Source organism: Nocardia iowensis, assembly GCF_019222765.1.
GTDB lineage: Bacteria > Actinomycetota > Actinomycetes > Mycobacteriales > Mycobacteriaceae > Nocardia > Nocardia iowensis.
In genome coordinates this window covers 3907110-3932325 of sequence record NZ_CP078145.1, presented here as the reverse complement: position 1 = coordinate 3932325, position 25216 = coordinate 3907110, and the positions used below count along the sequence as shown (strand labels likewise).

Annotated in this window: 26 protein-coding genes and 1 tRNA gene; 19 read left to right on the top strand and 8 right to left on the bottom strand. The window is 65.7% G+C overall.

The annotated features are described in order from the left end of the window. Positions 1–93 precede the first annotated feature (93 nt). Entirely contained in the window at positions 94–1080 is a 987-nt protein-coding gene (locus tag KV110_RS18135) for a polysaccharide deacetylase family protein (protein WP_218477464.1), read from the bottom strand. A 236-nt stretch (positions 1081–1316) separates the two neighbouring features. Between KV110_RS18135 and KV110_RS18130 the strand changes: the two genes are divergently transcribed. From KV110_RS18130 to KV110_RS18115, 4 genes are all read left to right on the top strand, one after another. After that, positions 1317–2828 carry a putative glycoside hydrolase gene (locus KV110_RS18130; protein ID WP_218477462.1) on the top strand — a complete coding sequence of 504 codons (1512 nt, stop codon included), beginning with the start codon at positions 1317–1319 and terminating at the stop codon, positions 2826–2828. A 70-nt stretch (positions 2829–2898) separates the two neighbouring features. Continuing rightward, positions 2899–3381: a cation:proton antiporter regulatory subunit gene (locus tag KV110_RS18125; protein ID WP_218477461.1), complete on the top strand. Its 483-nt coding sequence runs from the start codon at positions 2899–2901 to the stop codon at positions 3379–3381. A 2-nt stretch (positions 3382–3383) separates the two neighbouring features. Continuing rightward, positions 3384–4565 carry a cation:proton antiporter gene (locus tag KV110_RS18120; RefSeq protein WP_218478577.1) on the top strand — a complete coding sequence of 394 codons (1182 nt, stop codon included), beginning with the start codon at positions 3384–3386 and terminating at the stop codon, positions 4563–4565. A gap of 35 nt (positions 4566–4600) precedes the next feature. After that, entirely contained in the window at positions 4601–4981 is a 381-nt protein-coding gene (locus KV110_RS18115) for a VOC family protein (protein ID WP_218477459.1), read from the top strand. A gap of 8 nt (positions 4982–4989) precedes the next feature. Here the strand turns inward: KV110_RS18115 and KV110_RS18110 are convergent, their stop codons facing one another. Beyond that, positions 4990–5715: an SDR family NAD(P)-dependent oxidoreductase gene (locus tag KV110_RS18110; RefSeq protein WP_246634614.1), complete on the bottom strand. Its 726-nt coding sequence runs from the start codon at positions 5713–5715 to the stop codon at positions 4990–4992. A 92-nt stretch (positions 5716–5807) separates the two neighbouring features. On the opposite strand from KV110_RS18110, the gene KV110_RS18105 reads away from it, so the two are divergent. Continuing rightward, complete coding sequence (locus tag KV110_RS18105; protein ID WP_218477458.1) at positions 5808–6374, top strand: TetR/AcrR family transcriptional regulator; 567 nt, start codon at positions 5808–5810, stop codon at positions 6372–6374. Positions 6375–6386: 12 nt separating this feature from the next. Further along, the gene (locus KV110_RS18100) at positions 6387–7196 is read left to right on the top strand and encodes an alpha/beta fold hydrolase (RefSeq protein WP_218477456.1); all 810 of its coding nucleotides are present in this window, start codon (positions 6387–6389) and stop codon (positions 7194–7196) included. Between the two features lie 24 nt (positions 7197–7220). On the opposite strand, the gene KV110_RS18095 is transcribed toward KV110_RS18100, so the two are convergent. Together KV110_RS18095 and dapA are read right to left on the bottom strand one after the other, a co-directional pair. Continuing rightward, positions 7221–8726 (bottom strand): DHA2 family efflux MFS transporter permease subunit, encoded by a 1506-nt coding sequence (locus KV110_RS18095; RefSeq protein WP_218477455.1) that lies wholly within the window; start codon positions 8724–8726, stop codon positions 7221–7223. Positions 8727–8780: 54 nt separating this feature from the next. Continuing rightward, positions 8781–9686, bottom strand: coding sequence for a 4-hydroxy-tetrahydrodipicolinate synthase (dapA, locus tag KV110_RS18090; protein WP_218477452.1), 906 nt, complete (start codon positions 9684–9686; stop codon positions 8781–8783). Between the two features lie 71 nt (positions 9687–9757). Here dapA and KV110_RS18085 point away from each other — a divergent pair, with 71 nt between their 5' ends. The 5 genes from KV110_RS18085 (at position 9758) to KV110_RS18065 (ending at position 13444) form a co-directional block, all read left to right on the top strand. Next, complete coding sequence (locus KV110_RS18085; protein WP_218477449.1) at positions 9758–10627, top strand: LysR family transcriptional regulator; 870 nt, start codon at positions 9758–9760, stop codon at positions 10625–10627. 47 nt (positions 10628–10674) lie between these two features. Then, a complete protein-coding gene (locus tag KV110_RS18080; protein WP_218477446.1) occupies positions 10675–11292 on the top strand; it encodes a VOC family protein in 618 nt (205 codons plus the stop codon). A 279-nt stretch (positions 11293–11571) separates the two neighbouring features. Continuing rightward, the gene (locus KV110_RS18075; protein WP_218477445.1) at positions 11572–11772 is read left to right on the top strand and encodes a hypothetical protein; all 201 of its coding nucleotides are present in this window, start codon (positions 11572–11574) and stop codon (positions 11770–11772) included. Between the two features lie 90 nt (positions 11773–11862). Further along, entirely contained in the window at positions 11863–12501 is a 639-nt protein-coding gene (locus KV110_RS18070; protein ID WP_218477444.1) for a class I SAM-dependent methyltransferase, read from the top strand. Between the two features lie 190 nt (positions 12502–12691). Further along, positions 12692–13444 carry a PAS and ANTAR domain-containing protein gene (locus KV110_RS18065; protein WP_393540238.1) on the top strand — a complete coding sequence of 251 codons (753 nt, stop codon included), beginning with the start codon at positions 12692–12694 and terminating at the stop codon, positions 13442–13444. Between the two features lie 2 nt (positions 13445–13446). Here KV110_RS18065 and KV110_RS18060 read toward each other — a convergent pair whose 3' ends face one another. Next, positions 13447–14187, bottom strand: coding sequence for a GAF and ANTAR domain-containing protein (locus KV110_RS18060; protein ID WP_218477443.1), 741 nt, complete (start codon positions 14185–14187; stop codon positions 13447–13449). 229 nt (positions 14188–14416) lie between these two features. On the opposite strand from KV110_RS18060, the gene KV110_RS18055 reads away from it, so the two are divergent. Continuing rightward, a tRNA-Pro gene (locus tag KV110_RS18055) sits at positions 14417–14490 on the top strand. Between the two features lie 84 nt (positions 14491–14574). On the opposite strand, the gene KV110_RS18050 is transcribed toward KV110_RS18055, so the two are convergent. From KV110_RS18050 to KV110_RS18045, 3 genes are all read right to left on the bottom strand, one after another. Further along, the gene (locus KV110_RS18050) at positions 14575–15843 is read right to left on the bottom strand and encodes a site-specific integrase (protein WP_218477442.1); all 1269 of its coding nucleotides are present in this window, start codon (positions 15841–15843) and stop codon (positions 14575–14577) included. 201 nt (positions 15844–16044) lie between these two features. Next, positions 16045–16344, bottom strand: a complete 300-nt coding sequence (locus KV110_RS41935) for a helix-turn-helix domain-containing protein (protein ID WP_343224189.1) — start codon at positions 16342–16344, stop codon at positions 16045–16047. A gap of 460 nt (positions 16345–16804) precedes the next feature. Then, positions 16805–17104, bottom strand: a complete 300-nt coding sequence (locus KV110_RS18045; protein ID WP_218477441.1) for a hypothetical protein — start codon at positions 17102–17104, stop codon at positions 16805–16807. A gap of 295 nt (positions 17105–17399) precedes the next feature. On the opposite strand from KV110_RS18045, the gene KV110_RS18040 reads away from it, so the two are divergent. From KV110_RS18040 to KV110_RS18010, 7 genes are all read left to right on the top strand, one after another. Continuing rightward, positions 17400–18002, top strand: coding sequence for a hypothetical protein (locus tag KV110_RS18040; protein WP_218477440.1), 603 nt, complete (start codon positions 17400–17402; stop codon positions 18000–18002). A gap of 793 nt (positions 18003–18795) precedes the next feature. Beyond that, the gene (locus KV110_RS18035) at positions 18796–20004 is read left to right on the top strand and encodes a DUF4192 domain-containing protein (RefSeq protein WP_218477439.1); all 1209 of its coding nucleotides are present in this window, start codon (positions 18796–18798) and stop codon (positions 20002–20004) included. Between the two features lie 430 nt (positions 20005–20434). Continuing rightward, the gene (locus KV110_RS18030; protein ID WP_218477437.1) at positions 20435–21634 is read left to right on the top strand and encodes a hypothetical protein; all 1200 of its coding nucleotides are present in this window, start codon (positions 20435–20437) and stop codon (positions 21632–21634) included. Positions 21635–21740: 106 nt separating this feature from the next. Next, positions 21741–22805 carry a DUF4192 domain-containing protein gene (locus KV110_RS18025; RefSeq protein WP_218477435.1) on the top strand — a complete coding sequence of 355 codons (1065 nt, stop codon included), beginning with the start codon at positions 21741–21743 and terminating at the stop codon, positions 22803–22805. A gap of 298 nt (positions 22806–23103) precedes the next feature. Further along, complete coding sequence (locus KV110_RS18020; RefSeq protein WP_218477433.1) at positions 23104–23544, top strand: hypothetical protein; 441 nt, start codon at positions 23104–23106, stop codon at positions 23542–23544. A 148-nt stretch (positions 23545–23692) separates the two neighbouring features. Beyond that, a complete protein-coding gene (locus KV110_RS18015; protein ID WP_218477431.1) occupies positions 23693–24277 on the top strand; it encodes a hypothetical protein in 585 nt (194 codons plus the stop codon). 405 nt (positions 24278–24682) lie between these two features. Beyond that, complete coding sequence (locus tag KV110_RS18010) at positions 24683–24838, top strand: hypothetical protein (RefSeq protein WP_218477430.1); 156 nt, start codon at positions 24683–24685, stop codon at positions 24836–24838. The last annotated feature ends 378 nt before the right edge of the window (positions 24839–25216 follow it).

Genomic DNA, 25216 nt, shown 5'->3' with positions numbered 1-25216 from the left:
CGGTACAACGGATGCACGGCTGCCACAAAGGGTGTGCCGATGAACCCCGCCCTACCCGGGGACCGTGCGGCCGAGTCGGCCGTACGGTCCGGATCAGTACGGCTTTGCGTGGCTCGCCCATCGCGCGGTCAGGTCGCCGGAGGCGTGCTGCGGGAAAGAGATGACGTCGGGGTTGCCGTCCGAGGTGTAGCGCTGGTCCGGGTGCTGCGCGAGCCGATCGAGCCAATAGGTCGAGTCGAAGTCGACGGCCGTTCTGCCCGAACGGATTCGGGGAATCCCGGCGGGGTCTGCCCCGCCGTACGGGGACGGCGCGGGGTTCGCGCCTACCAGCATGATCGCCTCGAACGAATAGGATGTGCCGTCCCAGCTGCCCGCGCTGGCCAGCGCGCGGTCGGCCGGAAAGATGCCGAGCGGCAACGCCATTGTGCGTACCTCGCCCGGCGCCGCGGCCGTGATGGCGCGGACGTTCTCCGCGAACTCGCGCTGGACTCCGGCGGCGTCCAGGTGCGCGAGGTTCGGATGGGTTGCCGTGTGGGCGCCGATCTCGTATCCGTGGGCGGCCAACCACTGCAGGGCACCCGGATTGTCGCCGAACGGCTGGTTATTGACGTAGAAGGTCGCCGTCGGCGCGAAGTCGGGATGCTCGGTCCGGAACTGCTCGAGAATGCCGACGGCGGTGTCGGGCGCGACCTTGCCGTCAGCGGTGAAGGTGAGCTGGCTGAGGGTCGAGTCGTCGAAGGTGAGCACCACCGGGTGGGTGCCCGCGGGGATGTCGATGTCGCCGGAGATGTAGGCGGCCGCGGTCACCGGACGGTAGTGCTCACGATGCAGCCGTTCGAGTTCCGCGCGGAACTTCGCCGGCGTCTGGTCGTATTCGCTGTCCGGTTCGGACGTCAGCTGGTGGTACATGAGGACGGGCACGAGGCCGAGTTCGTTCGCCCGCACCCCGGCCGGATCGGGCGGCGCGCTGCTCGGGGGCGGCGGATTCGCCGTCTCCGTGGCCGCATTTCGATCGTCGATCGGGTCGGGAGCGGCCGCGGCACAACCGGCGGCCGCCGCGAACGCCAAGACCGACAACACAACTCGAACACTGTTAGTCGCGTTCTTCGCCACCGCGCAAACAGTACGCGAGCCCGGCCATTTCACCGGGCAAGACATTGATCAAAATCACGACGGCCGCGGACCGAACCCGCGATAGTAGAGCCGTCCCCGAACGAAAGTTGGTGTGCGCGTTGCTAGCACGAGTCCGCAATTCAGGGCACCTACGATTGGCGGCAGTTGTAGTTATCGCAGTCTTATCAATTCTTATCGCTACCGTGACCATCAGTTCGGCGCGTGGCGAGCCACGGGGATTGACACTCGTCGGCCTGCCGAACAGTCTGGTCAGCGCGGCAGCCTTGTCCGCCATGGCATTGCGCGTGGAGGCGGGCGCCGAGGACGTCAGCGCCATGCGGCTCGAGCTCGACGGCAAGCCCGTCGACGGCACGGTCGAGGGCAACACAATGGTGTACCGACCCGGAAGTCTCGCCGACGGCGAACACACCTTCACCGCCGAGATCCCGCCAAGCACGCTCGGCTTCCTGCGCACCGGCCCCGGAGTGTCCAGGACATTCACCGTGGACAACGAGCCACCCGCCCTCGAACTGAGCCAGCCCGCTGCCGTGAAATCCTATCGCGAGCCGGTTACGTTGCGCGGCAAGGCAAAAGGCGCGGAGCGCGTGTCGGTGGGTAGCCAGTCGGTGACCCCGGCCGCCGACGGTTCGTTCGAGATCACCATGGCGCGGGCACAGACCGGCGCCCAAGTGGTCGCCGTCGACGCGGCGGGCAATGAAGCGACGCAACCGATCACCGCGGCGGTGGAGCAGCCACCGATCAAGGCGGTGCACGTGACCGCGTACGGGTGGTCCGACGACGGACTCCGCGAGGACGTGCTGAACATGGCGCGCGACGGCCGGATCAACACCGTGCAGCTCGACATCAAGGACGAGGACGGCGTGGTCGGCTACGACTCCCAGGTGCCGCTCGCCCGTGAGTCGGGTGCCGCCGCGGGGATCTACGACGCTCCCGCGGCGCTGCGGCAATTGCACGACATGGGTCTTCGAGTGGTCGGGCGGATCGTCGCATTCCGCGACAAGACCATGGCCGAATGGGCCTGGCACACCGGCCGCCACGACTGGGTCATCCAGAATCCCGCCGGGCAACCGTATTCCAGTAAGTACGGCCCGATCGCATTCACCAACTTCGCGCATCCCGAAATGCGCAAATACAACATCGACCTCGCGGTGGAGGCGGCGAAGCTGGGCTTCGACGGAATCATGTACGACTACATCCGGCGCCCGGACGGCGCGTTGTCGCAGATGCATTTCCCGGGCTCGACCGAGTCGCCCACCGTGTCGATCGCCGAATTCCTGCGCGAAAGCCGCGACCCGGTGCGGGACGCGGGCGCCGACCAGAGTGCCGCGGTCTTCGGCATCGCCGTCACCCGGCCCGACCAGATCGCGCAGGACATCGCGCTGATGGCTCGACACGTCGACTACATCGCGCCGATGGTCTATCCCTCGCACTGGAACCCCGGCGAATACGGTGTCGCGAACCCCAACTCCCAGCCGTATGACATCACCTACCGCTCGTTGCAGGATTTCCGCAACCGCATGCAGGGCACCGACGCCAAAATCGTCCCCTGGCTACAGGACTTCAGCCTGGGCGTGAATTACGGGCCCAACGAGATCGAAGCCCAGATCGACGCCGCGAACGACGCGGGCGTCAACGGCTTCTTCCTCTGGAGCCCGACGGTGCGCTACCACCTCGCGCCTGGCGCCTCGGATTGATGGGCGGCTCGGGACGAATCGGACAACGTTTTCGGCAGGCATTCCGCAGGTGCGCGGCTACGCTGGTGTGGTGAACGTTGAGGTGACGCGCTTGCCGGGTATTGGTGTGCGCAAGGACTTTCCGATCAAAGGCCTGCGCCGCCGGATCGGGGTCATCGATCACAAGGACGGCACGATCTATCTGATTGTGAGCAAGGCCGACAATCCGGAGGCCACCGATCAGATTCCGCTGTCCGCGACGGAAGCGGCCGTGCTGGCCAATCTGCTCGGCGCGCCGCAGCTGGTTGCGCAGCTGCGCGAGGAGCATCGCGAGCTGGACGGGGTGAACACTCGGCAGTTCTCGATCCTCGAGGGCTCCCCCTATGACGGCCGGCGGCTCGGTGAGACCGAGATGCGCACTCGGACCAAGGCTTCCATTGTCGCGATCATGCGCGGCGGGGCGGTTATCCCGTCACCGGGTCCGGATTTCACCTTCGCGGCCGCCGACCTACTGGTGATCGTCGGAACTACCGAGGGTCTGGACGCCGCGGCGAGAATACTCACCAACGGCTGATGATGGTCGCGAATACCACCGCACTCGCGCTGATCCAGCTGGGGGCGGTGTTATTCGGCTTGGGTTTACTCGGCCGGATCGCCGCTCGCATCGGCATGTCCCCGATTCCGCTGTATCTGCTCGGTGGCCTGCTGTTCGGCAACGGCGGGTTGGTCGAATTGCACCACGTAGACGAGTTCATCCATCTTGCCAGCGAAATCGGTGTGATCCTGCTGTTGCTCCTGCTCGGCCTGGAATACAATGCCGCCGAACTCGTTACGGGGATGCGCCGGTCCTGGCCCGCCGGGCTGGTTGACATCTTCCTCAACGCGACACCCGGTGTACTTGTCGCCCTCGCGCTGGGCTGGGGCTTCACCGGCGCGGTCACGATGGCGGGCGTCACCTACATTTCCTCCTCGGGCATCGTCGCGAAGCTCTTGGACGAGCTGGGCAGGCTCGGCAACCGGGAAACCCCGGTGATCTTGTCGATCCTGGTATTCGAAGACTTGGTGATGGCCGGTTATCTGCCGGTACTGACCGCCGTACTCGCGGGCGTCAGTCTCCTCGCCGGATTGCAGACGTTGGGGGTCGCATTACTCGCGCTGACCGTCGTCCTCGTCGTCGCGCTGCGCTTCGGCCGGTACGTCTCCGCGCTGGTCGCCAGTGCAGACAATGAGATCTTCTTGCTCAAGCTGCTCGGCTGCGCGCTGTTGGTGGCCGGTGTCGCTTCCTCGGTGCAGGTGTCCGCGGCGGTCGGCGCGTTCCTGCTCGGCATCGCGATTTCGGATTCCACCGCGGAGAACGCGACCAAGATTCTGGAACCACTCCGCGACTTGTTCGCCGCGCTGTTCTTCGTGCTGTTCGGACTCACGACCGACCCCGCCAGCATCCCGCCGGTGCTCGGCTGGGCATGTCTGCTCGCGGTGGTCACCACCGCCACCAAGGTCGGCACCGGATGGTGGGCCGCGAAGCGGGCCGGGGCCTCCCGCTACGGGCGGGTCCGTGCGGGCACCGCGCTGGTCGCGCACGGCGAATTCTCCATCGTGATCGCCGGGCTGGCCGTCGCGTCAGGCGCGGTCCCCATCGAATTCGCCGCCCTGGCAACAACTTACGTGCTGTTGATGGCAATAGTCGGCCCCGTCGCGGCACGCGTGGTCGAGCCGATCCTGGTCTGGTCGGACCGACGCGGGGTTCGCGAAGCCTGACGCCGCCGTCGCGGATGCGATCTAAGCTGGCCGGTATGTCTTGCCGGATCAGCGAAATCGTCATCGACGCCGCCGACCCGCGGGAACTCGCCCGGTTCTGGGCCGAGGTCCTAGGGTACGAGGAACTCGACGCGGACGACGAAAGCGTCGAAATAGGCCCGCCCGGTGTCGGTTTCGGCGGACCGCAACCCACGCTGATCTTCAGTCGAACATCGGACCCGCGAGTGGCGAAGCTGCCACTGCACCTCGACGTCAACTCGACCGACCGGGACCAGGACGCCGAACTCGAACGGTTGCTCGCACTGGGCGCGCGGCACGCCGACGTCGGTCAGACCGGTGACGAGAGCTGGTATGTGCTCAGCGATCCCGAGGGAAACCAGTTCTGCCTGCTGAGGAAGCGGCTACCACCGGTGTGACCACCGCGTCAGCCGGTGAACACGTCGAACACCTCCTCGGCCCTGTCGCGGGTGCGGTACATGTCCAAGGCGGTGGCGGCGAGCCGGTCGGGATCGAGGGTGTGGCCGTCGGCGGCGCCGAAGTGGCCTGGGTCGGCGGTGACCATGGCGTGAATGTCGCCGTGCTCGATGAGACCGCCGATGGTGAGGGTGCCCGCGTAGACGCCGCGTTCGGCGAGGGCGGCATTGAGAGTGACGGCGTAGTTGCGCAGGGCGGCGGCCGACAGAGCCAGCTGGCCGAGCATCGGCATGGGGCGGACGCTGGACAGGCCACCCGCGAAAAGTAGGGCGCCGCTGCCACGTTCGAGCATCGCCGGGAGGACTTGGTGCACCATGTCGACGGCGGGCCAGATGAGTTCGAACGCGGATCGAGCTGCGGCGGCGTCTATCTCGGTGATATCGGCTAGGGGCACGGGCAGCTGCGTGGCGGCGGGGCCGTAATAAGCGAGTTCGATGTCGCCCGCGCGGGCGATCTCGGCCAGCACGGACGTCAGCCGGGCCCGGTCCGTGCTGTCGGCGGTGTGGGCGGTGGCCTCGATGCCCAGGGCGGCAAGGTCTTTCAGATAGCGCTCGTGGCGTGCGTCGCTTCGTGAGAGCAGTGCGACACGGAATCCTTCGCTGCCGAAACGCTTGGCCATGGACATGCCGAGGCCGGGTCCCGCACCGATGATCACGGCCGTTGGTGTGCTGGACATGGTTCTCCTTTTGGCGAATATTGAGGCCCCCCTCATCTTCATCACGATAGCACGAAGTCGAGGTGCCCCTCGACTTTTGTAGGATGGTCCCCATGACCAAGCCGTTGCGCCGCGACGCCGCCCGCAATCGCGAGAAGCTGTTGCGGGAGGCCGCCGGCGTGTTCACCGAGCAGGGGCTCGATGGCTCGCTGGAGGAGATCGCGCGGCGGGCCGGGGTCAGCATCGGCACGCTGTACAACCATTTCCCGCACCGCGACGCGCTCATCGACGCACTGCTGCCCGCCCGCCTTGCCGCGATGGAGGAATTCGCCGCGCGGGCAGCGGCCGAGCCGGACGCGTGGCAGGCGTTCAGCGGGTTCATCGAGCAGCTACTGGATCAGCTGACCGCCGACCGCGGCTTGCTCGAGGCGCTCACCGGCGACCATCCCGCCGCCGCCCAGCTCACCGAGGCGTGCCATCGCGGCATGTCGCATCTGTCGGCGCTGCTGGACCGCGCCCGGCAGGCGGGCGCGGTGCGCGCCGACGCGAGCGACGAAGACGTGGTGCAGCTGCTGTGGGCACTGTCGCTGCTCGGCGAGACGACCGGTACCGCCAGCTGGCGCCGCTGCCTGGAATTCGTCCTCGACGGCCTACGGCCGACCAACGCACCGATCCGATAGGGGACCAGCACCGTGCCATATGCCAAGGCCGCCAACGGCGTTCGCCTCGCCTACCAAACCGGCGGCGATGGCGATCCGCTGGTCCTGCTTGCCGGGCAGTCCAACAACCACCACTGGTGGGATGGGATCAGGGAGGACTTCGAGGCCGAGTACCGCACCATCACCCTCGACTGGCGTGGCACCGGCGACAGCGACAAGCCCGACGAGCCTTACAGCACAGTGGGTTTCGCCGATGACGTGATCGCGGTGCTCGACGATCTTGGCATCGATCGGGCCGCGGTGTACGGCACATCCATGGGCGGTCGCGTCGCGCAATGGCTGGCCGCGCGCCACCCGGCGCGGGTGCATGCCCTGGTTCTCGGCTGCACCTCACCCGGCGGCCGGCACAGCATCGAACGCGGTGCCGATATCCGGCAGTCGCTCATTCAGCCCGATCCGGACGCGGCGAAACAGGCACTGCTGGAACTGATGTACACCCCGGAATGGCTGGCCCGCACGTCCGGGCCGTACAACACCCTCGGCGACGCCACCATGCCCGCCTACGCCAAGCGGCGGCATCTGGTCGCCAGCAACAAGCACGACGCGTGGGATGTGCTGCCGGACATCCGAATTCCCACCTTGATCGTGCACGGGACCGAGGACCGGTTCAATCCGGTAGCCAACGCCGCGCTGCTCGCCGAACGCGTCCCCCACGCTCGCACATATTTGATACCCGGTGCCCGGCATGCGTACTTCGACGAATTCCGTTCTCTCGCAAGTCCGGTCGTCCTGGACTTCCTCGACGAGGTGCGTACCCACCACGCCCCGGGATCGCCGCACTGAGCAGGCGATCTCGGGGCGCGAGTCCTACACGTGCACCGCGGTGACCGCGGCCGCCTCGGGGTTCTTCGGTTTCGTGCGCGGCAGGAAGAACGCCGGAACCAAGGTGAGCACGGTCAGCACCAGCGCCACCACGTAGGTGTTACTGAATGCCGTTGCGGCCTGGCTCAATCCGGTCTCCAGCACGCCCGGCGGCAGCTGGGCGGCGAATTCCGGATTGGCGTTCGCCACGATGGCCGGTTTGGCGAATTCCTCGTTGTTCAGCAGGTTCGTCAGCACCACCGAGATCACCGCGGTCCCGATCGAGCCCGCGGCCTGGTTGACGATGTTCATCAGGGTCGAACCACGGGCGACCTGCTGATGCGTCAGCGTCTGGATGGCCGCGGTCATGATCGGCATCATCGTGCAACCCATGCCGAGACCCATCACGAACAGCGCGGTGAGCATGAGCGGGTAGGAGGTATCCACGTCGAGCTGGATGAAGAACGCGGTGCTGACCGCGATCAGCGCGATGCCGACCAGCACGATCTTCCCCGGCCCGATCTTGTCGACCAAGCGTCCCGCGATCGGCATGGTGAGCATCGCGCCCAACCCCTGCGGGATGAGCAGCAATCCGGCCGTCAATGCCGATTCGCCCCTGACCTGCTGCAAGTAGGTCGGCAGCAGCAACGCGCCGCCGAAGAACGCGATCGCGAACAGCACCATGGTGAGCACCGCGAAGGTCAGCGAGCGGTTGCGGAACAGATGCAGATCGATCAGCGGATGCTCGGTGCGCAGCGCATGGAAGACGAACGCGACCATGAGGACGAGGCCGATGATCGCGGGCAGCAATACCTTCGTCGCCAGGACCGTTTCCTCGCCGGGAATCGACGAGACGCCGTACAGGAACAGCGCGAGCCCGGGCGAGGCGAGCAACATGCCGAGGAAGTCGAACGACTCCGACGGTTCCGGCTTGTCCGCGGGGAACACGATGTAGGCCAGGACCAGCGCGACAACGCCGATGGGAAGGTTGATCAAGAAGATCCACTGCCAGTGGAATTCGATCAGCCAGCCGCCGAGGATCGGGCCGCAGATCGGGCCGAGCAGCATCGGCACGCCGAGCACCGCCATCACCCGGCCGACCCGTTGCGGGCCCGCCGCGTGCGTCATGATCGTCATGCCGAGCGGCATCAGCATGCCGCCGCCGATGCCCTGGATCACCCGGAACGCGATGAGCGACTCGATGTTCCATGCGGTCGCACAGAGCACCGAGCCGAGCACGAAGAAGGCGAGCGCCGCTATGTACAGGCGTTTCGTGCCGAACCGATCGGCCGCCCAGCCGGTGAGCGGGATGACGGTGGCCAGGGCGAGCGTGTAGCCGGTGATCGTCCACGCCGCGATGGCGTAGCTCGTCTCGAATTCCGCTTGGAAGGTGGGCAGTGCGATGTTGACTACGGTGATGTCGAGGATCGACATGATCGCGCCGAGCACGACCACGCCTGCCACCTTGAAGACCGCGGCGTCCAATTTGTCGGCGGTCGGGTCAGGCCCCATCGCCTGAGTATCCGGAGGTTGAGTCACCGCTTCAGCGTTGCATCTCTTCGCCGTCTACACCAGCAAATCCTCTTGCCATTCCCGCGAACAATATTCGAGTGCGGCCACGGCTGCGGAGGTGGCGGCGGCGCTCGCTTGGAGCAGGGGCAGCCGCACTGCCGGACTCGGGATACGTCCTCGAGCAGCAAGAACCGCTTTGATGACGGTCGGGTTGGGTTCGGCGAAGGCGGCGGCGGACAGCGCCGCGAGGCGGTGACTCAGAGCGCGGGCCCGGTCGAGGGGGCCGTCGCGCCAGGCGGCGACGAGGGCAGCGAACGCAGCGGTGTCGAGGTTCGCGGAGGCGAGGATGCCACCCGCGGCGCCGAGGGCGAGCAGCGGTGCCGCGTATAGGTCATCGCCCGCGAGGACCGCGAAATCGGCTGGGCACCTGCGCATCAGCTCGACGGTGGTGTCGTCGATACCGCCGACGGCGTGTTTGACGCCGATGATATTCGGCTCCTCGGCGAGCTGGCACAAGGTGTCGATGCCGAGGGTGCGGGCGGTGCGATACGGAATGTTGTAAATGATCAGCGGCACGGGGCTGGCGGCGGCGAGGCTCCGGAAGTGGGCGAGCACACCCGCTTCCGAAGGGCGCGTGTAGTACGGGACGACGGTGAGCGCGGCGGTGATGTGCGGGCTGAGGTTCGCGAGTGCCTCGATCGAGCCGGCCGTCGAGTTGGATCCGGCGCCGACGATCAAGGCGGCGTTGTGTTCTCGGCACGCGCGGGCGCAAATGTCGACGACCAGTCCGCGCTCTTCGGTGCTGAGGGTCGCGGTTTCGGCGGTGGTGCCGAGCGCGACGAGCCCGGTCGCGCCCGCTTCGAGCGCCGAGCGGGCCAGCCCTTCCAGCGCGTCGGCAGCGAGTGCGCCGTCCGCCGTGAACGGGGTGACAAGGGGGACGAAAAGGCCTGCGAGCGTCATAGATATGAGCGTGCTCGTGTTGAACCCGCAGGTCCAGTCCCCATTTCTACACGCGAGCATAAGCTGAGCTGATGCTCGACATCCGCAAGCTGCGCCTGCTCCGCGAACTGGCGCACCGCGAAACCATCGCGGCGGTTGCCGACGCGCTCGCGTACACGCCCTCCGCGGTCTCGCAGCAGCTCACCGCGCTCGAACGCGAAGCCGGTGTGCCGCTGCTCGAACGAACCGGCCGCCGGGTCACGCTGACCCCGGCCGCGCGGATGCTTGTCGAGCACGCCGAGACAATCCTCGCGGTGCTCGAACAAGCCGCCGCCGAGTTGGCGACCACGCGGGCCGAGCTCACCGGAACGCTCCGGATCGGCGCCTTCCCGACCGCGGTTCGCACGATCCTGTCCCCCGCGCTCGTCGCGTTGAGTCGCGACCATCCCGGGCTCGAACTGATGGTGACCGAGCTGGACCCGGCGACCGCGCCCGCCGCGTTGCGCGCGGAAACCCTCGACGTCGCCCTCGTCCAGGAATACGACTATGTGCCCGTCGAACCGGACCCCGCGCTCGACACCGAGCCGCTGCTCGAGGAAATTATCTATCTGGCCGCGCTGACCGCCGAACCGCTGGCCGCCCATCGCGCGGATTCCTGGATCGCGGGCACGCCCGACACGCTGTGTCACACGATGACCGTCCGCGCCTGTCAGGCCGTCGGCTTCACGCCGCGGATACGGCACCACGCCGACGACTTCGGTACCGTTCTCGCCCTCGTGGCGGCGGGCCAGGGTGTCGCGCTCGTTCCGGAGCTCGGCGCGTTGCCGTGTCCGCCCCAGGTCACGCTCACCCCGCTGGCGACCCGGCGCCGGACCCGCCTGGCCTACCGGCGCGGGACCGGGAACCATCCCGCCGTGCGCGCCGCCCGTTCGGCGCTGGTCGCGGCCACGGCGCAAAGATAGCCGCGGAAACCAGCCGCCGGTGCGGACAAGTGGCTAGGGTTTCCAGAGTGAGCGGGTTTGATCATCTCGTCTTGGCGACCCCGGACCTCGCGGCCACGGTAGGTGTCGTGACGCGAGCGCTCGGCGTGGCGCCGGTCGCGGGTGGCAGGCACATGGGGTACGGAACGCGAAACTTTCTGCTCGGCCTCGGTGACGGCTATCTGGAGATCATCGGCCCCGACCTGGGCCAGCCGGTGCCGCGGCTACCGCGGCCGTTCGGCATCAACGGCCTCGCCGCCCCGCGCCTGGCGACCTGGGCGGCGCGGGTGACCGACATCGCTACGGTGGTCGCCGACGCACGAGCCGCCGGATACGATCCCGGCGATGTCGCGGACATGTCCAGGGCTACTCCCGAAGGGCAGACGCTGCGGTGGCGGCTGACCTGGTCGCGCAAAGACCTGCACGGGGGACTCATTCCATTCCTCATCGACTGGGGCGAGACCGCACACCCCTCGTCGGGACTGCCGCAGGCGACGTTGCGTTCGCTGGAGGCTGTGCATCCGGATCCGGCGGTGCTATCGCTTCCGTTGCAAGCACTTTCGGCTCCCCTGCCGGTGCGCGCCGGGATTCGCGCCGGACTCATCGCGGTCATCGAAGGACCGAACGATACCCTCACGCTGCTCTGAGCGCGGTTGCTGTTCGGCGTGATTTCGGCAACATTGCGCTCGCCTTCGCCGTCGGTGCGTCCGCACTGTTCGCCGCCGGGAAAAAATCGAAGTGATCTACGGCGTACGGGCGGAAGGCCGTTGGCTCGACGACCTGGCAAAACCGTTGAGTCATATAGCCGAAACGGACAATAGGGCAAACGCATCGCCACATCGTCCTGTTTAGGTCCGAGAGCCACGGGCACACGCCAAATGAGCCGTTCAACAGGCTCGGCCGATAACACTCGAGAGGAGATGCACATGCCAGACACCAACAACCCCGGACAGTTCGGCAACCGCAGCGACACCGAGGAACAGGCCCGCCGCGGCGGTCAGGCAAGCACCGGTAGCTTCGGCGACAAGAACAGCGCCGACCCCTCGGCCGCGGGTAGGAAGGGCGCCGAAGCCCAGCCGACCGAGGCCAAGGCCAAGGGCGGCCAGCACAGCGGTAGCAATCGCTGATCAGTGAGCCCATCCGGCTGGGGAGCAGTGGGCGACACCGCTCCCCGGCCGCTACTTCCGGTGTCGTCTCAGACAGATTAAGCTGAGGCTATGTCAGCCGCGCCGACCCGCGCCTTCAACAGCCTCGTCACGCGGAGCTGGAGTCGGCTGGCCCGGGTCTACAACATTCCCCTTGTGCAGCGGATCGCCTACCGGCCACCGCAAGACGAGATCATCGAGCAACTTCGCCGGGCCGATATTCGCCGGGTCGCCGATATCGGCTGCGGCACAGGGATTCTCACCTCCCGCATCCAACACGAGTTGAACCCCGAGGTGGTCTACGGGTGCGATGCGTCCGTCGGCATGCTGCGGCAGGCCAAAGCCCGCTCCGGCCAAGTGAATTGGATCAACCGGCGGGCAGAGGACACCGGGCTGCCCGATGCGGCGGTCGATGCCGTCGTCTCGACGCACGCCTTCCACTTCTTCGACCATCCCGCCGCGCTCGCGGAGTTCCACCGAATCCTCTCCCCCGGTGGGCTTCTCGCGATTGCCCTGAACAATCCGCGCAGCCGCTTCGCGCAGCTGTTGCAACCGACGCCCATTCAAAGTGTGGCGTATTTTCCGTCCCCCGACGAGATGCGATCGTTGGTCGAGGCCGCCGGATTCCGGATCACCGCGCAGCGGTCGGTGCGCAGACCGATTCCGTCCGCGCTGGTACCGGACGTGCTGACCGTCGCACGGCGCATTTGATGGGAATCGCAACGCCACCACCGTTTCCGGTACGAACCGCACGGCGTCGAGTGCCCGGCTGATCCCGCACCGACCTCACCGACGAGCCGTCGAGGCCGCGAGGTAGCCTGTCCGTCGGAACGCGCTGCCCCAGACCCCGTCAGCCGACCGTCTTTGTACTGACATCGGTCGAGGTCGAGAGGGGCAGGTCGTGGATCAGTCTGTTGATGTGCCGGACGTCGCACACGGGAGCGGCGACGAAACGCCGCCCGAGGTCATCGCCAAGGCGCTCGTGGATGCCGACGTCGACGAGGCCGAAACGGTACGGCCGATCGAAGAGGTACTCGGTGCTGGCAGGCCGCAGAGTGCGGGCAGCTTCCGCTTCTGGCTGGCCGACCAGCGCTGGGAATGGTCCGACGAGGTCGCGCTCATCCACGGCTATGCCGCCGGATCGGTGCAACCGACCACCGAACTGCTGCTGGCACACAAGCACCCCGAAGACCGTCAGCAGGTGGCGAACACCATCGCTCGATCGGTCGAGACCGGCGAACCGTTCTGCAGCCGCCACCGCATCATCGACACCGAAGGCCAAGTGCACCACGTCCTCGTCGTCGGCGACCACATGGTCGACGACGACGGAACGGTGATCGGCACCGCGGGCTATTACGTCGACATCACCAACGCGCTCGAAGAAGACCGCAGACAAACCCTCAACGGCGCGCTGCCCGAGCTGTACTCCGCGCGGGCCGGGATCGAACAGGCCAAGGGCGTGCTGATGCTGATCTACGGGATCAACGCTGACCAGGCCTTTCGGGTGCTCACCTGGCGTTCCCAAGAAACCGGCGTCAAGCTGCGCGCGCTGGCCAACCAGCTCGTCGCCGAAGTCACCACGCTGGACGGGCCGATGGTCGAACTGCGCACCCAGTTCGACCATCTGCTGCTCACCGTGCACGAACGGCTGTGACCTCAGGGCTCACGGTGATCGGCGTGGGCGAGGATCTGGCTCGTGTCGATGGTCCGATCGACCACCGCGCGGGCGAGATCGGGTAGCCGCACCCGGGTATGCCGGGCATAGCCGCGCAGCGCGTGGAACGCGGCTTCCGGGTCGAGGTCGCCCTGAGCAGCAAGTATGCCCTTCGCCTGCTCGATGACGATGCGTCCCTGCAACGCCACCTGCAACTGTCCGTTGACCGTCTTGTGGTCGGCCAGCATCCGGGCCTGCAGAATCGCGATGCTCGCGATATCGGCCAGCGCCTGCCCGATCAGCACATCGTCCTCGGTCAGATGTTCGTCGCCCGTGCTGAACAAATTGAGCGCACCCACCCGATCCATGCGCAACCGCATCGGCAGCGCGTACACCGACTGAAAACCCTCCAGCAGAGCCTGCTTCGCGAACGCGGGCCACTGGTCGCGCGCCTCCTCCAGGTCCTCCACGATGACCCGCTCGCAACTCCGGTACGACTGCACGCACGGCCCGTCCTGCGCCTGGATCTGCAGCAGCTCCAGCCAACGAGTCGCCTCGCTGGTCGACGCCAACACCCGCAACTCCCCGTCCGCCCCCGCCAGCAGCACCGCCGCGGTATCGACGGGTAGCAGATCGACCGCCCGATCCAGCAGTTCCTGCACCACATCCACCGGGTCGTACTCCTCCACCAGCGAGTCCGCCAGCTGCACAAACGCCTCGACCAGCCGCCGCTCCCGACTCATCCCCGCCGTCTCCTTCCGCTACGCCGGGCCCACCGCCCGCCCGGCACATTCCGTATCGACGGGAATGCCCCCACTGCTCGCCGCCAATCACCACCACCACCCCACACCCCCTGCGCCCGACCGCCTTTCACACCCCCACCCACCCCACCGCCACGCCGCTCACCAGCCGATTCGCTCCCCCGCCCCCACGTGCGGTAATCTCTTCGAGCGCCCAGCAATGGGCGCACAACGGGCTGTGGCGCAGCTTGGTAGCGCACCTGACTGGGGGTCAGGTGGTCGCAGGTTCAAATCCTGTCAGCCCGACAGAAAAACCCCTTTCGACCTGGGTCGGAAGGGGTCTTTTCGGTTCAGGAGACGGTCCGATTTGAGGGGGATCTCACAGAAATCTCACACTTTTGCCGCCTTCGGTCCCCGGGCCCAGCGCTCCAGGACGTCACGGTTGTCGGGCACGGTCTCGGGAATGTCGATGTAGTGCGCCTTGGCCACCGCGGTGGTGTTGCCCAGTTGCCTGGCGGCGCGCTCCGGGTTCTCGTGGGCGTGGTCGACTTCGGTGCCGACACCGCGGCGGAACGTCCGCAGCGTGACCCACGCGAAGTTCTCGCCGCGCGCCGCACGCCATGGCCGTCCGAAGTTGTTCGGGTTGCGCACTGTCCCTTTCCTCGAGGGCAACAACAGCCTCATCGGGTTGGAGCACGCCGAGGATTCCAGATATGCGATGGCTTCGGCAATCGATTCCACCGAATGCGGGGGCAGCAGGATGCGTCGCCAGCCGTTCTCGGTCTTGGGGAACGGCTTACGCACCCACCGGCCCTTACCTTTGCCCTTCACCTCGACCAGCGTGCCCGTCACATCCAGGTAGGGATGCTCGCAATCGAGGTTGATGTCATCGAGCAGCAGCGCGAACACTTCGTGCGGGCGCAGCCCGGTCCCGGTGATGATGTCGACCACCCACACCACGACCCAGTCGCGCGCGGGCCCGCAGGTGTAAGCCGGGGTGCCGGGAACCGCTTCGCCGCGCGCCCACGCGCGCACCTGGGCACGAAACGCCGGCAACGCATGCTGGTCCTCGACTTTGCCGCGTGCCTTGTTCTTGCGCCGGGTGAACGCCGAGACGCCATCCATCGGGTTGACGTCCAAGGCTCCGTGCCGCACCGCGATGGCCATCATCGCGCGCAGGACGATCTTGTGCTGCTTTGCCTTGCGCCGAAGCTTCAGGGCAACAAGATGTTTCAGATGACGATCGAGCTCGCCAGTGGTCGCTTGCCAGACTTGTAAATGGCCGAGCGAGTTCTCGATCTTGATCGTGTCGGGATTCGCGCGCCGGTCGGTCGAGATGTAGATCTCGCGCCGGTAGTCCTCGACGTTGCCTTCGGTGTAGTCCGGATCGGCCTCCAATTCCACCAGCAGTTCCGCCGCCAGCTCGATCAGCTTCGTAGTCCGCGTAATCCGGGCCCGCCCTTGCTGTTCCCGGAAGTCCCGCATGGCCTCCGCCAGACGGTTTCGGGCGTCGTCGGCGCTGGCCCCCGTACGCTCCAGCTGCTGGGAACCTCGCGCTCCGTAGTAGCGCACCGTCGTGCGCCAGCTCCCGTTCTTCTGCTTCTTCGGCTTCGACGCGTCGCCGAAGGTACCGACGGGCTTGGGCAGCCTGCCTACCACCGATCTCCTCTCATGGATCCCTCGCGAGCCGGTTATCGCAGGGCATCGACTCGGTGACGAACCCAATTCCCCCACCTGTCACCGACCCTTGCCTGACGCCAGCACTTCCGGCACGAGAGTGAGCCAGTTGAGTTACGAATGACAAGAGGTAGAAGTTTGCTAACTGATAGCCACTAAGCTCTCTGAGGGAACCTCGGACGGTCAGCGTCGGTACGTTGGGCTGACGTGTCCGCCGCCACCACCGTGGGCGAGTTGCTCGAGTTCCCAGAGGACGAGGTCAGCGAGGCGGTATCGCCGGTACCGCCCCATTCGCGCGTACCGTGGGCCACGACCCCCGGCGGCCCACGCCGCAAGCGTTTTCGGCCGCATCTTCAGACGACGCGCGACTTCCGCTGTGCTGAGCCAGATTTCATCGTTCGGAGGGTCGTCTACGTCGATCGCTTCACTCTCCGAAGAGCTGCGATCGACAGCGGCGCGTTTCGACTTGGGTTGCGATGACATGTGGGCACCTCAGTTCGGTTCCAACCGTCCACTGAGACGTACCCACCACCCATTGAAGCCGACCTTCGAGGATTTCGCCACCACTGCAGTGATGGCGACACCCGTTGATCACCTGCCGACGTCCGGCTAGAAACCACCGATCGAAGCCTGGATCGATGCATCGAGCCGCCCTTCCTTGCTGGCCCTATTCCAGCAGAACGCCACGCACCAATTTGGATAATACATGGTTAAATGCGCATATCGGAGTATCGGCATGCATGCGGGATTGATTCCTTGGACCAGGACCTCGCCCGCTGGTGGCGCCTCTTTGATGGCCGCCTACAGAGCGTTAAGTGCGAAGTAGGCGGCGTCTGCGGTCATCGAGCTCATGCGTATCTACACCACTGAAACGCACCTGACCGCCAAGCACGAGCGACTCCGCAATCAATTGGTCGACCAGGCCGATCGCGCACCCGACCCATTACCCCCGCCCCGTCAGGCTCTGCGGCACCGTCTTACCGACGACCAGCGCACGGCGATCCGCGCTGCCTACGAAGATGGTGCCTCCACAAACCAACTCGCCGCCCAATACCACCTTGGCAAAGGGAGCGTCCTTCGAATTCTTCGCGCGGCCGGCACGACCATCCGTCAGCAACGCCACCTCACCGAGACGGAGATCGACCTCGCCTCTACCCGCTACCGCAACGGGAAATCCCTCGCCCGCATCGCCGACGATCTCGACTTCGCCGCCGGCACTATCAGTACCGCCCTCCAGCGCCACGGCGTTCCCCGCCGGGACACCCCACGGACGCCCACGATGACCCCACCGGATCCAATACACAGCGCTGGAGCAGCCTCGGCGATGCGATCGCACGATCGCTTTGCAGGTCACCGGCTCTCAACCGACCAAAGGAGCACCTGTGTCGACAACTTCCGGCGGTGCAAACCACGCCATCTCTCGACATGCCCCAACCGAAGGTGTTCCATATCACAAGTAGCGTTCGTTCTGTCGCCGCGAATCTGTAATCGCCGAATATGAGCACAGCCGACCTGCTGCTCGGAAGGGGAACTCTTGTATGGACACCGACATCTCGTGTCCGCTCTGCCATAGGATCGATGCCGTCCAGAACGTGGAAGCACTTCACGCAGATGGCGTGTCCACTAGCTACAGCAGCGACCTCAGCACCGGATTTGCTGTCACGTCCGCTGGGTTGGTACCGGTGCTCGGCGCATCGTCAGGCGAACGGACTCACACGACAGCACTAGCCAGAAGCGTGGCACCTGAACCCCTTCTGCGGCCGACGGGCCGTTTGGTTCTTTGCGGCATCCTGCTCCTGTTTCCGGCTCTCGCCGCGCTCGGTCCGATGGCGTGGTACGTCTTTCATCCGGAAGATGTTGGTGTATTGATGGCTCTGTTCGTCGCTGTCACGGTGGTGACCGGATTGGCTGCGCCCTCGGTCCTGATGCTGGGGATCGCGTATGGCCGGAGCCGCTATAACAGCAGAATCTGGCGGGGAAGACGTGCGGCGTACGCTGTTTGGAGTGCTGGCTACTACTGCCATCGCTGTGGTGTGGCGTACTGGCCCCGGTCTCCGATTTCGGGCATTCCCGCACGGACAGCATTTGCGCCCCAACACTTTCGTCAGCACGTATGGAATGTCGGCGGCTACGTCGGCTGACCGACTACCCTCTGGCCGAATTTTCAGACCACCAATTCCATTCGCGGTTCGCCTTCCGAATCAGAGTCGAGTTCTGTCCTACTCCCGTCGCCGCTTACCTTCGCCGTGGCGGCTGTCGCCCTTGCCTGCCGCAATCCGGAACTCGGCGTTGTGTCGGTTGTCGTCAACACCGCATTCGCTGAGCGCGCGGCCGCGAGCAGGCGCCGAGCTTGCCTCGGTGTGATTTCGAGCAGTTCAGCGACCTCCTCGGCGGTCTGGCCTTCCTCGTGAAGGGCGGCTGCGGCAGCTGCCTGCTCGGCGTGGTGCCTAGCCAGTTCCTCGTTTGCGCGAGCTTCTAACTTCTGTATCCGCCTCTGGTAGCTTGCGATTTCGCGATCCCGCTTGCTCTCGCACTCGGCGATAGCCACCCAAGCCGCGACGTAACGCTTGACTGCGGTGGTGATGGCCTTCTCACGTTGCCGGAGCGCGACGCGCTTGCACCCGCTTGCGGTTTCGTTCTAGGCGTTCATGAATTTCGGGGTGGCGCCCCGGATGCGGGGTCGGCTTCGAACCTGAGCTCGGCATGACAGCGCTCCTGATCGAGCCGTCCACCTGATTCTCCCATTCATCAGGTTACCGGCATCCCGTCGTCCTCCCTCCGTGATCAATCGCGACCTCGCTGTCAGCGTCTGTTGGTGATGGAATCCACCCCTTCCTGCCTCCCGACTTGATCGACGACCCCACCTGAGTGCCTCGGCCGTCGACTGTGCGTCATCAACCCATTCATCGCTCTGTCGAAAGGAACATCCACGCCATGAACGAACCCGAGATCAAGGCAGCCGTGCAGGAAATCATCTGCGCTGATCCGGCGGCCGCGTTAGATCCGCGAGCAGCACGAAGCATTGTGCCGGTCAATGATCCGGGAGAACAGATCGCAGAGATACCCGCCCTGATCGGGTTCCCGCCACAGCGTTCGCTTGTCACGCTCATTCTGCGCACGGTGCATGGCGACGACCAGTCCGCGGTGGTCGACTCGGTGATGCGGTTCGATCTGGATCCTGACCGCGGTCGTGTCCAGTTGCGAGCGGACATGGTGGCCAGCTGTATTGCGCAGGTCTCGGCACACGATGGCATGACCGCGGTACTCGCCGTCGTGGTCGATGACCGAATCGCCGGGCCGGAGCCGTCAGCCGGCGACCGATGCGGCCCAGGACGATTCGAGGTGTTGGTCGCCGACCTGGCCCGGCACCTGGCCGCTGAGGACATTAGCCTCGCGGGTGCCTGGGCGGTGCAGGCGATCGAGCCACAGAAGTGCTGGTGGACCCTGTTCGGGCCCGAACAAGCAGGGGGCCTGCCGGATCCGGCCGCATCGGTATGGGTAGACAGCAAGCCGATGCGCGGCTCTGGTGCCGAACTGGCCGCCATCGTGGCCGAGGACACTGATCTCCAGCAGCAGGTAGCCGCCCTGTTGGACAGTGCTCTGGCCCTCGCCCGCGTGCGGCAAGTCATGGCGGTGCGGCGAGGTGATCCGACCGCCTACAGTCGGCAGGCCCTCGAATATGTGCTGTGGCAGATCACCAGTGTCGAGTCCGGCGAGCAGCTGATGGCCCCGGAACTAGCGGAACTCGCTGTCGCACTGCGTGATAGGTCGGTGCGTGACGCGATGCTCGCGCTCCCGGACGGCGAGCACGCTGCGGCGGCCGAAACCGTGTGGTCGCTCATGACTCGGGCACACTCGGATACAGATCGCGCCGAGGCAGCCGCGTTGCTCGGCTACAGCGCCTACGTCCGCGGCGACGGCCCACTGGCTGGCACCGCCTTCGAAGCGGCACTGCGCGCCGATCCCGAGCATTCCATGGCTCAGCTGCTGGAGACGTCTCTGACCGTCGGCATCCCCCCGGAGCAGATACGCCGGTTGGCGCGCAGCGGCTTTCACAGCGCCGCCGACCTCGGTATAGACCTGGGCGAACCCCGACGGTCAACACCATCCGGATCCACAGACACCGAACCCGATGCTCGGTGACATGGTCGGCATGGACTTCTCCCAGTCGCCTGGCCACCATCGCGAACGACTATTCAAGGAGGGGATGAAATGAACGGTCTAGTCGTTCACCCAGCCGATCCCGCGCAACGGTTAAGCCTGAAGGACACCAACGCGACCTACATAGATCTCAATGACCAGGCAACGCCCTCTGCGGGTCGCTCACAGACTGGGCCGACGACTTCGTGGCACCCGCCTCGCGGATCCCCCGAGAGGAGCTACACACACGTTTGGACGCGGTCCCGGATCGCGCATTGTGGCTCGAGAACAACGGTCACCAGGACTGATCCCCACCCCTCCACGCCACGTATCCGGTCCAAAAATTGTCCCGGCGTGTATGGAACGGAGCGGCCCTGTGTCTGATGACTGCGACGGATTGTTCTCTGTCCCTGCGCTTTTCGATGATGGTTCGATGCCCGTGTGCTGGTCCTACGGCATGGGCGTCGAGAGCACCGCGGGTATCGTCCTGACATTGCTCGAACCGAGATTTCGGCCACCGGAGCTACGTGATGATCTGTCGAATCTGATCGTCATGGTCGCTCAGACCGGCGATGAGTGGACAAGCACCTGCGATCTCGTCACCACCCATATCCTGCCGCTACTGCGTGAGCGTGCGATCAGGTTTGTCGAAGTTGCCCGTGCGGGCCCCTCGGCGGCCGACGGGGTCGTGGTGCTGCAGGATTCGCGCTGCCCGGTGCGCTTACATCCCGATGCCGACGAGCACGGCTTCTACGCACTGAGCGCCGAGCACCGCGCCAACGGCGTTCTTCCCACCCTCGGTGGCAGAAGGACGTGTTCAGTGAAGTCCAAGGGCATGCCCCTGGATGGTTGGCGCGCAAGGTATTTGGCGCATGAACCGTACGTGCATGCGATCGGCTTCAACGCTGAGGAGTCCGGTCGTATCGGCAAGGACTCCTCGGTCACGATGGGCGGGCAGCGGCGCCCGATCTATCCGTTGCATGCCGCGGGTTGGTCGCGGGCGCGTTGTCAGGGGTATCTGTTCGGGTTGTTCGGTGTGTGGTGGCCCAAATCCTGTTGCCGCCAGTGTTGTTTCGTCTCGGTGCCCAGCTGGCCCGAGCAGCTCGAACGGTTCAACATGGCACCCGCCGAGGCGTTCAAACATGTCATCGACGAGTACGTCACGGTCGCGCTGAACCGCAATTCTGGGCTATTCGGGCCCGGCAAGTCGTTGGCCGATCGGCTCCGCCGCGATGGCGCCGAACACGTCCTCGCCCTCGCGGCGGCCGAGCTCGAGCGCTGCGGGTGGGCGGTGTATCGGGTGCGGCGCTGCTACAGCCGACCCGCGACCGCGTGGCGCTCGGTCGAAACGATCTATCGCGGCAGTCGCGTTGCGGCCTCGCAGTTCCTCACACGACTCGGGGTTCACCTTGACATCGCCCCGCATGACGATGGTCAGCACACCCGGATCTGGCTGACCGAACCATCCCCCACCTATCCGCGGTTGGAGGAATTCTTCGTCGCGGCCCCGGATTCGGTTCTGCCCAAACAACGATCCGGCTTCGAGACTCGTTGGCACGGTCACGCCGACACCCGGCTCACTGCCTTGGAACTCGCGGCACAGGCCCTCTACTCCGTCCGTGACGCGGCGTGATCGGCATGCAGCGGGTTTCTTAACGCCCCGACCAGCCTGCCGTGTCACGCCCTCGCCATCGATCGCCCTCAATGTCATCGGTCGTCTGTGGAAGGAGTTGTTATCTATGTCGGTTCACCGATTCGATCCCACCGCATTGATTGCCTCGATGCCGGCCTCGCTGGGCTACGAACCCGAACGTCAGATCGTCCTTGTCTTGTTCAACACCGGTAGTGGCGAGCGGACCTCGGCACGGAGCATGGTCGCGTCCTTCGCTCTCGCCGACCCGGTTGCTCCGGCGGTCACGCGCACGTGTGATGCTGCCCGCCAGATCGATGCCACCTACGCACTGGCGATCGTCGTCGATGACCGTCTGGTCGACTCGCCGCCACGAACAGCTCCGGATTCCGATGTTGAGGTGCTGCTTGCCGCGCTGGTCGACGGGCTCGACCGTGCCTCGGCCTCTCTCGCACATGTCTGGATGACCAGGCGAATCGTTGCCGGTTCGACGTGGTGGTCGCTCACCGACGCTTCCGACCATGGTGTTCTCACCGATCCGGGACAAACAGCCGCCGCGTCCGATCGGGAAGCTCAGGGTTGTACCACCTTCTCCTCTCGACAGGCCCTCATCGACTCGGTGTCCCCTGACCCGGGACTGGCCGCCGAGGTTGAGCGGTGGATGCCTGCGGCGCGGACGCGCGCGCAGCGGGCACGGCAGCGTGCAGGGGCTCAGGACTCCTGGGATAGCCACTACCGTCGGGGTTTGTTGCACACCCTGTTCTGTATCGCCGATGTCGCTGCCGGAGAGGAGCTGGCGCCGGCGGGATTCGCCGAGCTCGCGATGACGCTCTCGGAGCAGATGGTTCTGGACTGTTTACACGCCACCGCGAGCAGCGAGTATCAGGTGCAGGCCGAGCAACTGTGGACGCAGCTTTTGCGTGCTCTGGCCGGGCCCGAGCGTGCCGGGCCCGCCGCGCTGCTCGCCTACAGCGCCTATCTGAGAGGCGACGGGGTGCTGGCCCGTATCTGCGTGCAGGCCGCACTGGACGCGAATCCCAGCCACTGGACGTCCCGGCTGTTGTGGGCGGCCCTCGACAGGGGAATACCGGCCGACAAGCTTCCCGCGTGGACCCGCTTCGGTGTCGCTGCCGCGGCCGACCTCGGGATCGATCTCGCCCGCACCGATCCCTGAGCAGCCAGGCACCCACTACATACCCTGCCCATTCGCCGGCATCACCCGGGCGGTATGCGTTTCTCCGCGTTGCGGTTTCGCTCAGTGCGCTCGTGTGCGTCACCGCCGCCGCCAGTTGCCGCGCCGAGTACGCCTGCGGCCGAGCCCGTGGGTCAGTCACCGATTTCGCGCGCGGTCAACGCGCTGATCAACAAGCAGCGCCTGGCGGGCGGCACCGATCGCGTTGCCACACAACACGCGCGGCCTTCACGCCGACCAGAGCCACTCCAATCAACACAACCGACAAGGAGGAACACCGTTGACATCCCCCACCGGCGGAGTCCACGCCGACAACACTGGCGGACCACACGCCACGCCAGTTTTTGACCTCAGCAGTATCACCAGCAAGACCGCGTGCTGGCAGCTTTGCACCCCCGAGGAGAAAATGGCCCAGCCCTGCGTCGAGCTCGTCGCCTGGTTCTGCCGTCAGGATGACTGCTACCGAGCCGACCTTGTCCCCTTCATCGGCTCGAGTTCACGCTATGGAACACGCTGGACTCCACCGAAACGCGTTTCCATCGCTACTGTTCCCGGGCCGAAGGGCTGCGAGCACTCGGTATTGGAACAGCTCTTCCACGAGGCGATGACAGAACTCGTGCGGCGCTTCGACGCCGGAGATCCCGAGGTAACCGCGCTGTTCGATCCCCACAGTGACGTCTTCGATCAGCACTACCAGCAGCCGAGCGGTCGAAATGAGTAGGCGCACGGGCCGCAGCGTCCACGCCGCGACGTGCAAGCCGTTCCGCTCCTTACCCAGAGCGATCTCGAGACTCAGCAAGGGTGTCGATGCCGTCATCGCGCGATATACGTCCTCGCGGCCCGGCTGTCAGGAAAAAGAAACCACCCCGATGCCACACCCTCCAGCCTGTGATGGCGAAGCGGTGATCACCGTCGTGGAACTGCTGGCGATGACAGGTGGTGTCGTGTTACCTAGCGAGCTCGATCGGGTGCGCCAGCTCATCCCGCGCTCCAGTCTCCGTGATGCACTCGGTGACGTCGTATCGGCGGCTATCGACTCGTTCCGCCGCGAACTCGCCGCCTCGATTCCCGCGTTCCACCCACCGCCACGGCTGGGTGGATGCTTTACCGCCTGTCGACTCGCCGAAGTGGCGCAGGCGACGATCAACGACGCCTTCTCCGCTCTCGGCGGGCTGTCCACGCTGCGGATTGTGCGAGTCACCCACTGCGACATCGCGATTGCCTGCATAGAAGATCCCACGACCGGACGATTCTATGAGCTCGACGGCGACCTGCAATCGTGGCTGCACGGCGACGAACAATCCCCTGGCGACCCCGAATTCTGGATCGGCGAGGCCATCGATGACTTCACCCGCGTCGATCTGCACCCCACCGGACCCCACACCTACCTACTCATGCCGAACTCAGTGCCAACGGATGCCGTGCTCGCCGACCTCGCGACCGCGAGCGAGTAGGCCCAACGTCCCCCGGTACCGGACGGTATGCCGCCGGTTGCCGGTCATGTTCGTGCATGCCGCTTCTCGCAGCGCCATCCGCGACCACCTCGATCTGCGACCTCATCCCTTCGCCCATTACGGAGGTTCCCCATGACCGACCCCACAGATCCCTCGTCGTCATCTCACGCTGCCGCCACCACACCAGCGATCACCCCCGAGGAATTCCGGCCCCGCTCGCGCTAGTGGCGGTTCTCCCGGCCGTGCTATGACAAGTTCTGGCGTTGTCCGGGATGGAACGGCGGCGGACCGCGATTCACCAAGGTTATCCGTTGCCACGACGGCCGAATCACCTATCCCGGCGCTCAATACGGAAATCGCGGCACGCGGTGGCGGTTGGGTCGCTGCCGCGAATGCTCAGTCCTGGTGTGGCCGCTGTGGACCAAGAATCTTTCCCCCTGGGAGCTGCACCGCAAGACGCGATCGCGCATCGGCATGCTCGACGTCAAGGCCGTCAGGTGCCTCGATGACCTTGCGGCGTGGGTGCTCGATATCGCCGACCAAAACGAGCGGCGCAACTGATATTTGCTGTGCGACATCGGACTTCAGCGACCTGCGCATGCCCGCTGCGCCCGTGTCCGGGTATCCGGATCGACGAGGGCACGAACGACACCCATCTCGAGGTTCCCCTACAGCGCGCAGTGGCCGGAACCCAAGTCAGCGAACTCAGCGATCAGAAGGGAGACCCCTCCGAATGCCACACCCACTGAGTGTGATGGCGAAATCTGTTACTTCCTTTGGTGATTCGGCCCGGCCGCGATCGAGGAAGTCGCGCGTGGTCGGCATGCGAACTTCGATCCACCGCGCCGTGTCGTGATCGTGAGCCTGCCGATGGTCGAGATGACGCGCGACATCTATGAGCGCTGTGCCGGACTCACCGCGTCGGGTTGCCTGGTCGTC

Coding starts and splice junctions, on each gene's coding strand:
- KV110_RS18110 (WP_246634614.1), bottom strand. CDS start 5,715: ATGTCCAGCACACCAACGGCCGTGATCATCGGTGCGGGACCCGGCCTC.
- KV110_RS18085 (WP_218477449.1), top strand. CDS start 9,758: ATGCTCGACATCCGCAAGCTGCGCCTGCTCCGCGAACTGGCGCACCGC.
- KV110_RS18030 (WP_218477437.1), top strand. CDS start 20,435: ATGCCCGTGTGCTGGTCCTACGGCATGGGCGTCGAGAGCACCGCGGGT.
- KV110_RS18025 (WP_218477435.1), top strand. CDS start 21,741: ATGTCGGTTCACCGATTCGATCCCACCGCATTGATTGCCTCGATGCCG.
- KV110_RS41935 (WP_343224189.1), bottom strand. CDS start 16,344: ATGTCATCGCAACCCAAGTCGAAACGCGCCGCTGTCGATCGCAGCTCT.
- KV110_RS18120 (WP_218478577.1), top strand. CDS start 3,384: ATGGTCGCGAATACCACCGCACTCGCGCTGATCCAGCTGGGGGCGGTG.
- KV110_RS18060 (WP_218477443.1), bottom strand. CDS start 14,187: ATGAGTCGGGAGCGGCGGCTGGTCGAGGCGTTTGTGCAGCTGGCGGAC.
- KV110_RS18035 (WP_218477439.1), top strand. CDS start 18,796: ATGAACGAACCCGAGATCAAGGCAGCCGTGCAGGAAATCATCTGCGCT.
- dapA (WP_218477452.1), bottom strand. CDS start 9,686: ATGACGCTCGCAGGCCTTTTCGTCCCCCTTGTCACCCCGTTCACGGCG.
- KV110_RS18070 (WP_218477444.1), top strand. CDS start 11,863: ATGTCAGCCGCGCCGACCCGCGCCTTCAACAGCCTCGTCACGCGGAGC.
- KV110_RS18115 (WP_218477459.1), top strand. CDS start 4,601: ATGTCTTGCCGGATCAGCGAAATCGTCATCGACGCCGCCGACCCGCGG.
- KV110_RS18095 (WP_218477455.1), bottom strand. CDS start 8,726: ATGGGGCCTGACCCGACCGCCGACAAATTGGACGCCGCGGTCTTCAAG.
- KV110_RS18015 (WP_218477431.1), top strand. CDS start 23,693: ATGCCACACCCTCCAGCCTGTGATGGCGAAGCGGTGATCACCGTCGTG.
- KV110_RS18040 (WP_218477440.1), top strand. CDS start 17,400: ATGGACACCGACATCTCGTGTCCGCTCTGCCATAGGATCGATGCCGTC.
- KV110_RS18075 (WP_218477445.1), top strand. CDS start 11,572: ATGCCAGACACCAACAACCCCGGACAGTTCGGCAACCGCAGCGACACC.
- KV110_RS18105 (WP_218477458.1), top strand. CDS start 5,808: ATGACCAAGCCGTTGCGCCGCGACGCCGCCCGCAATCGCGAGAAGCTG.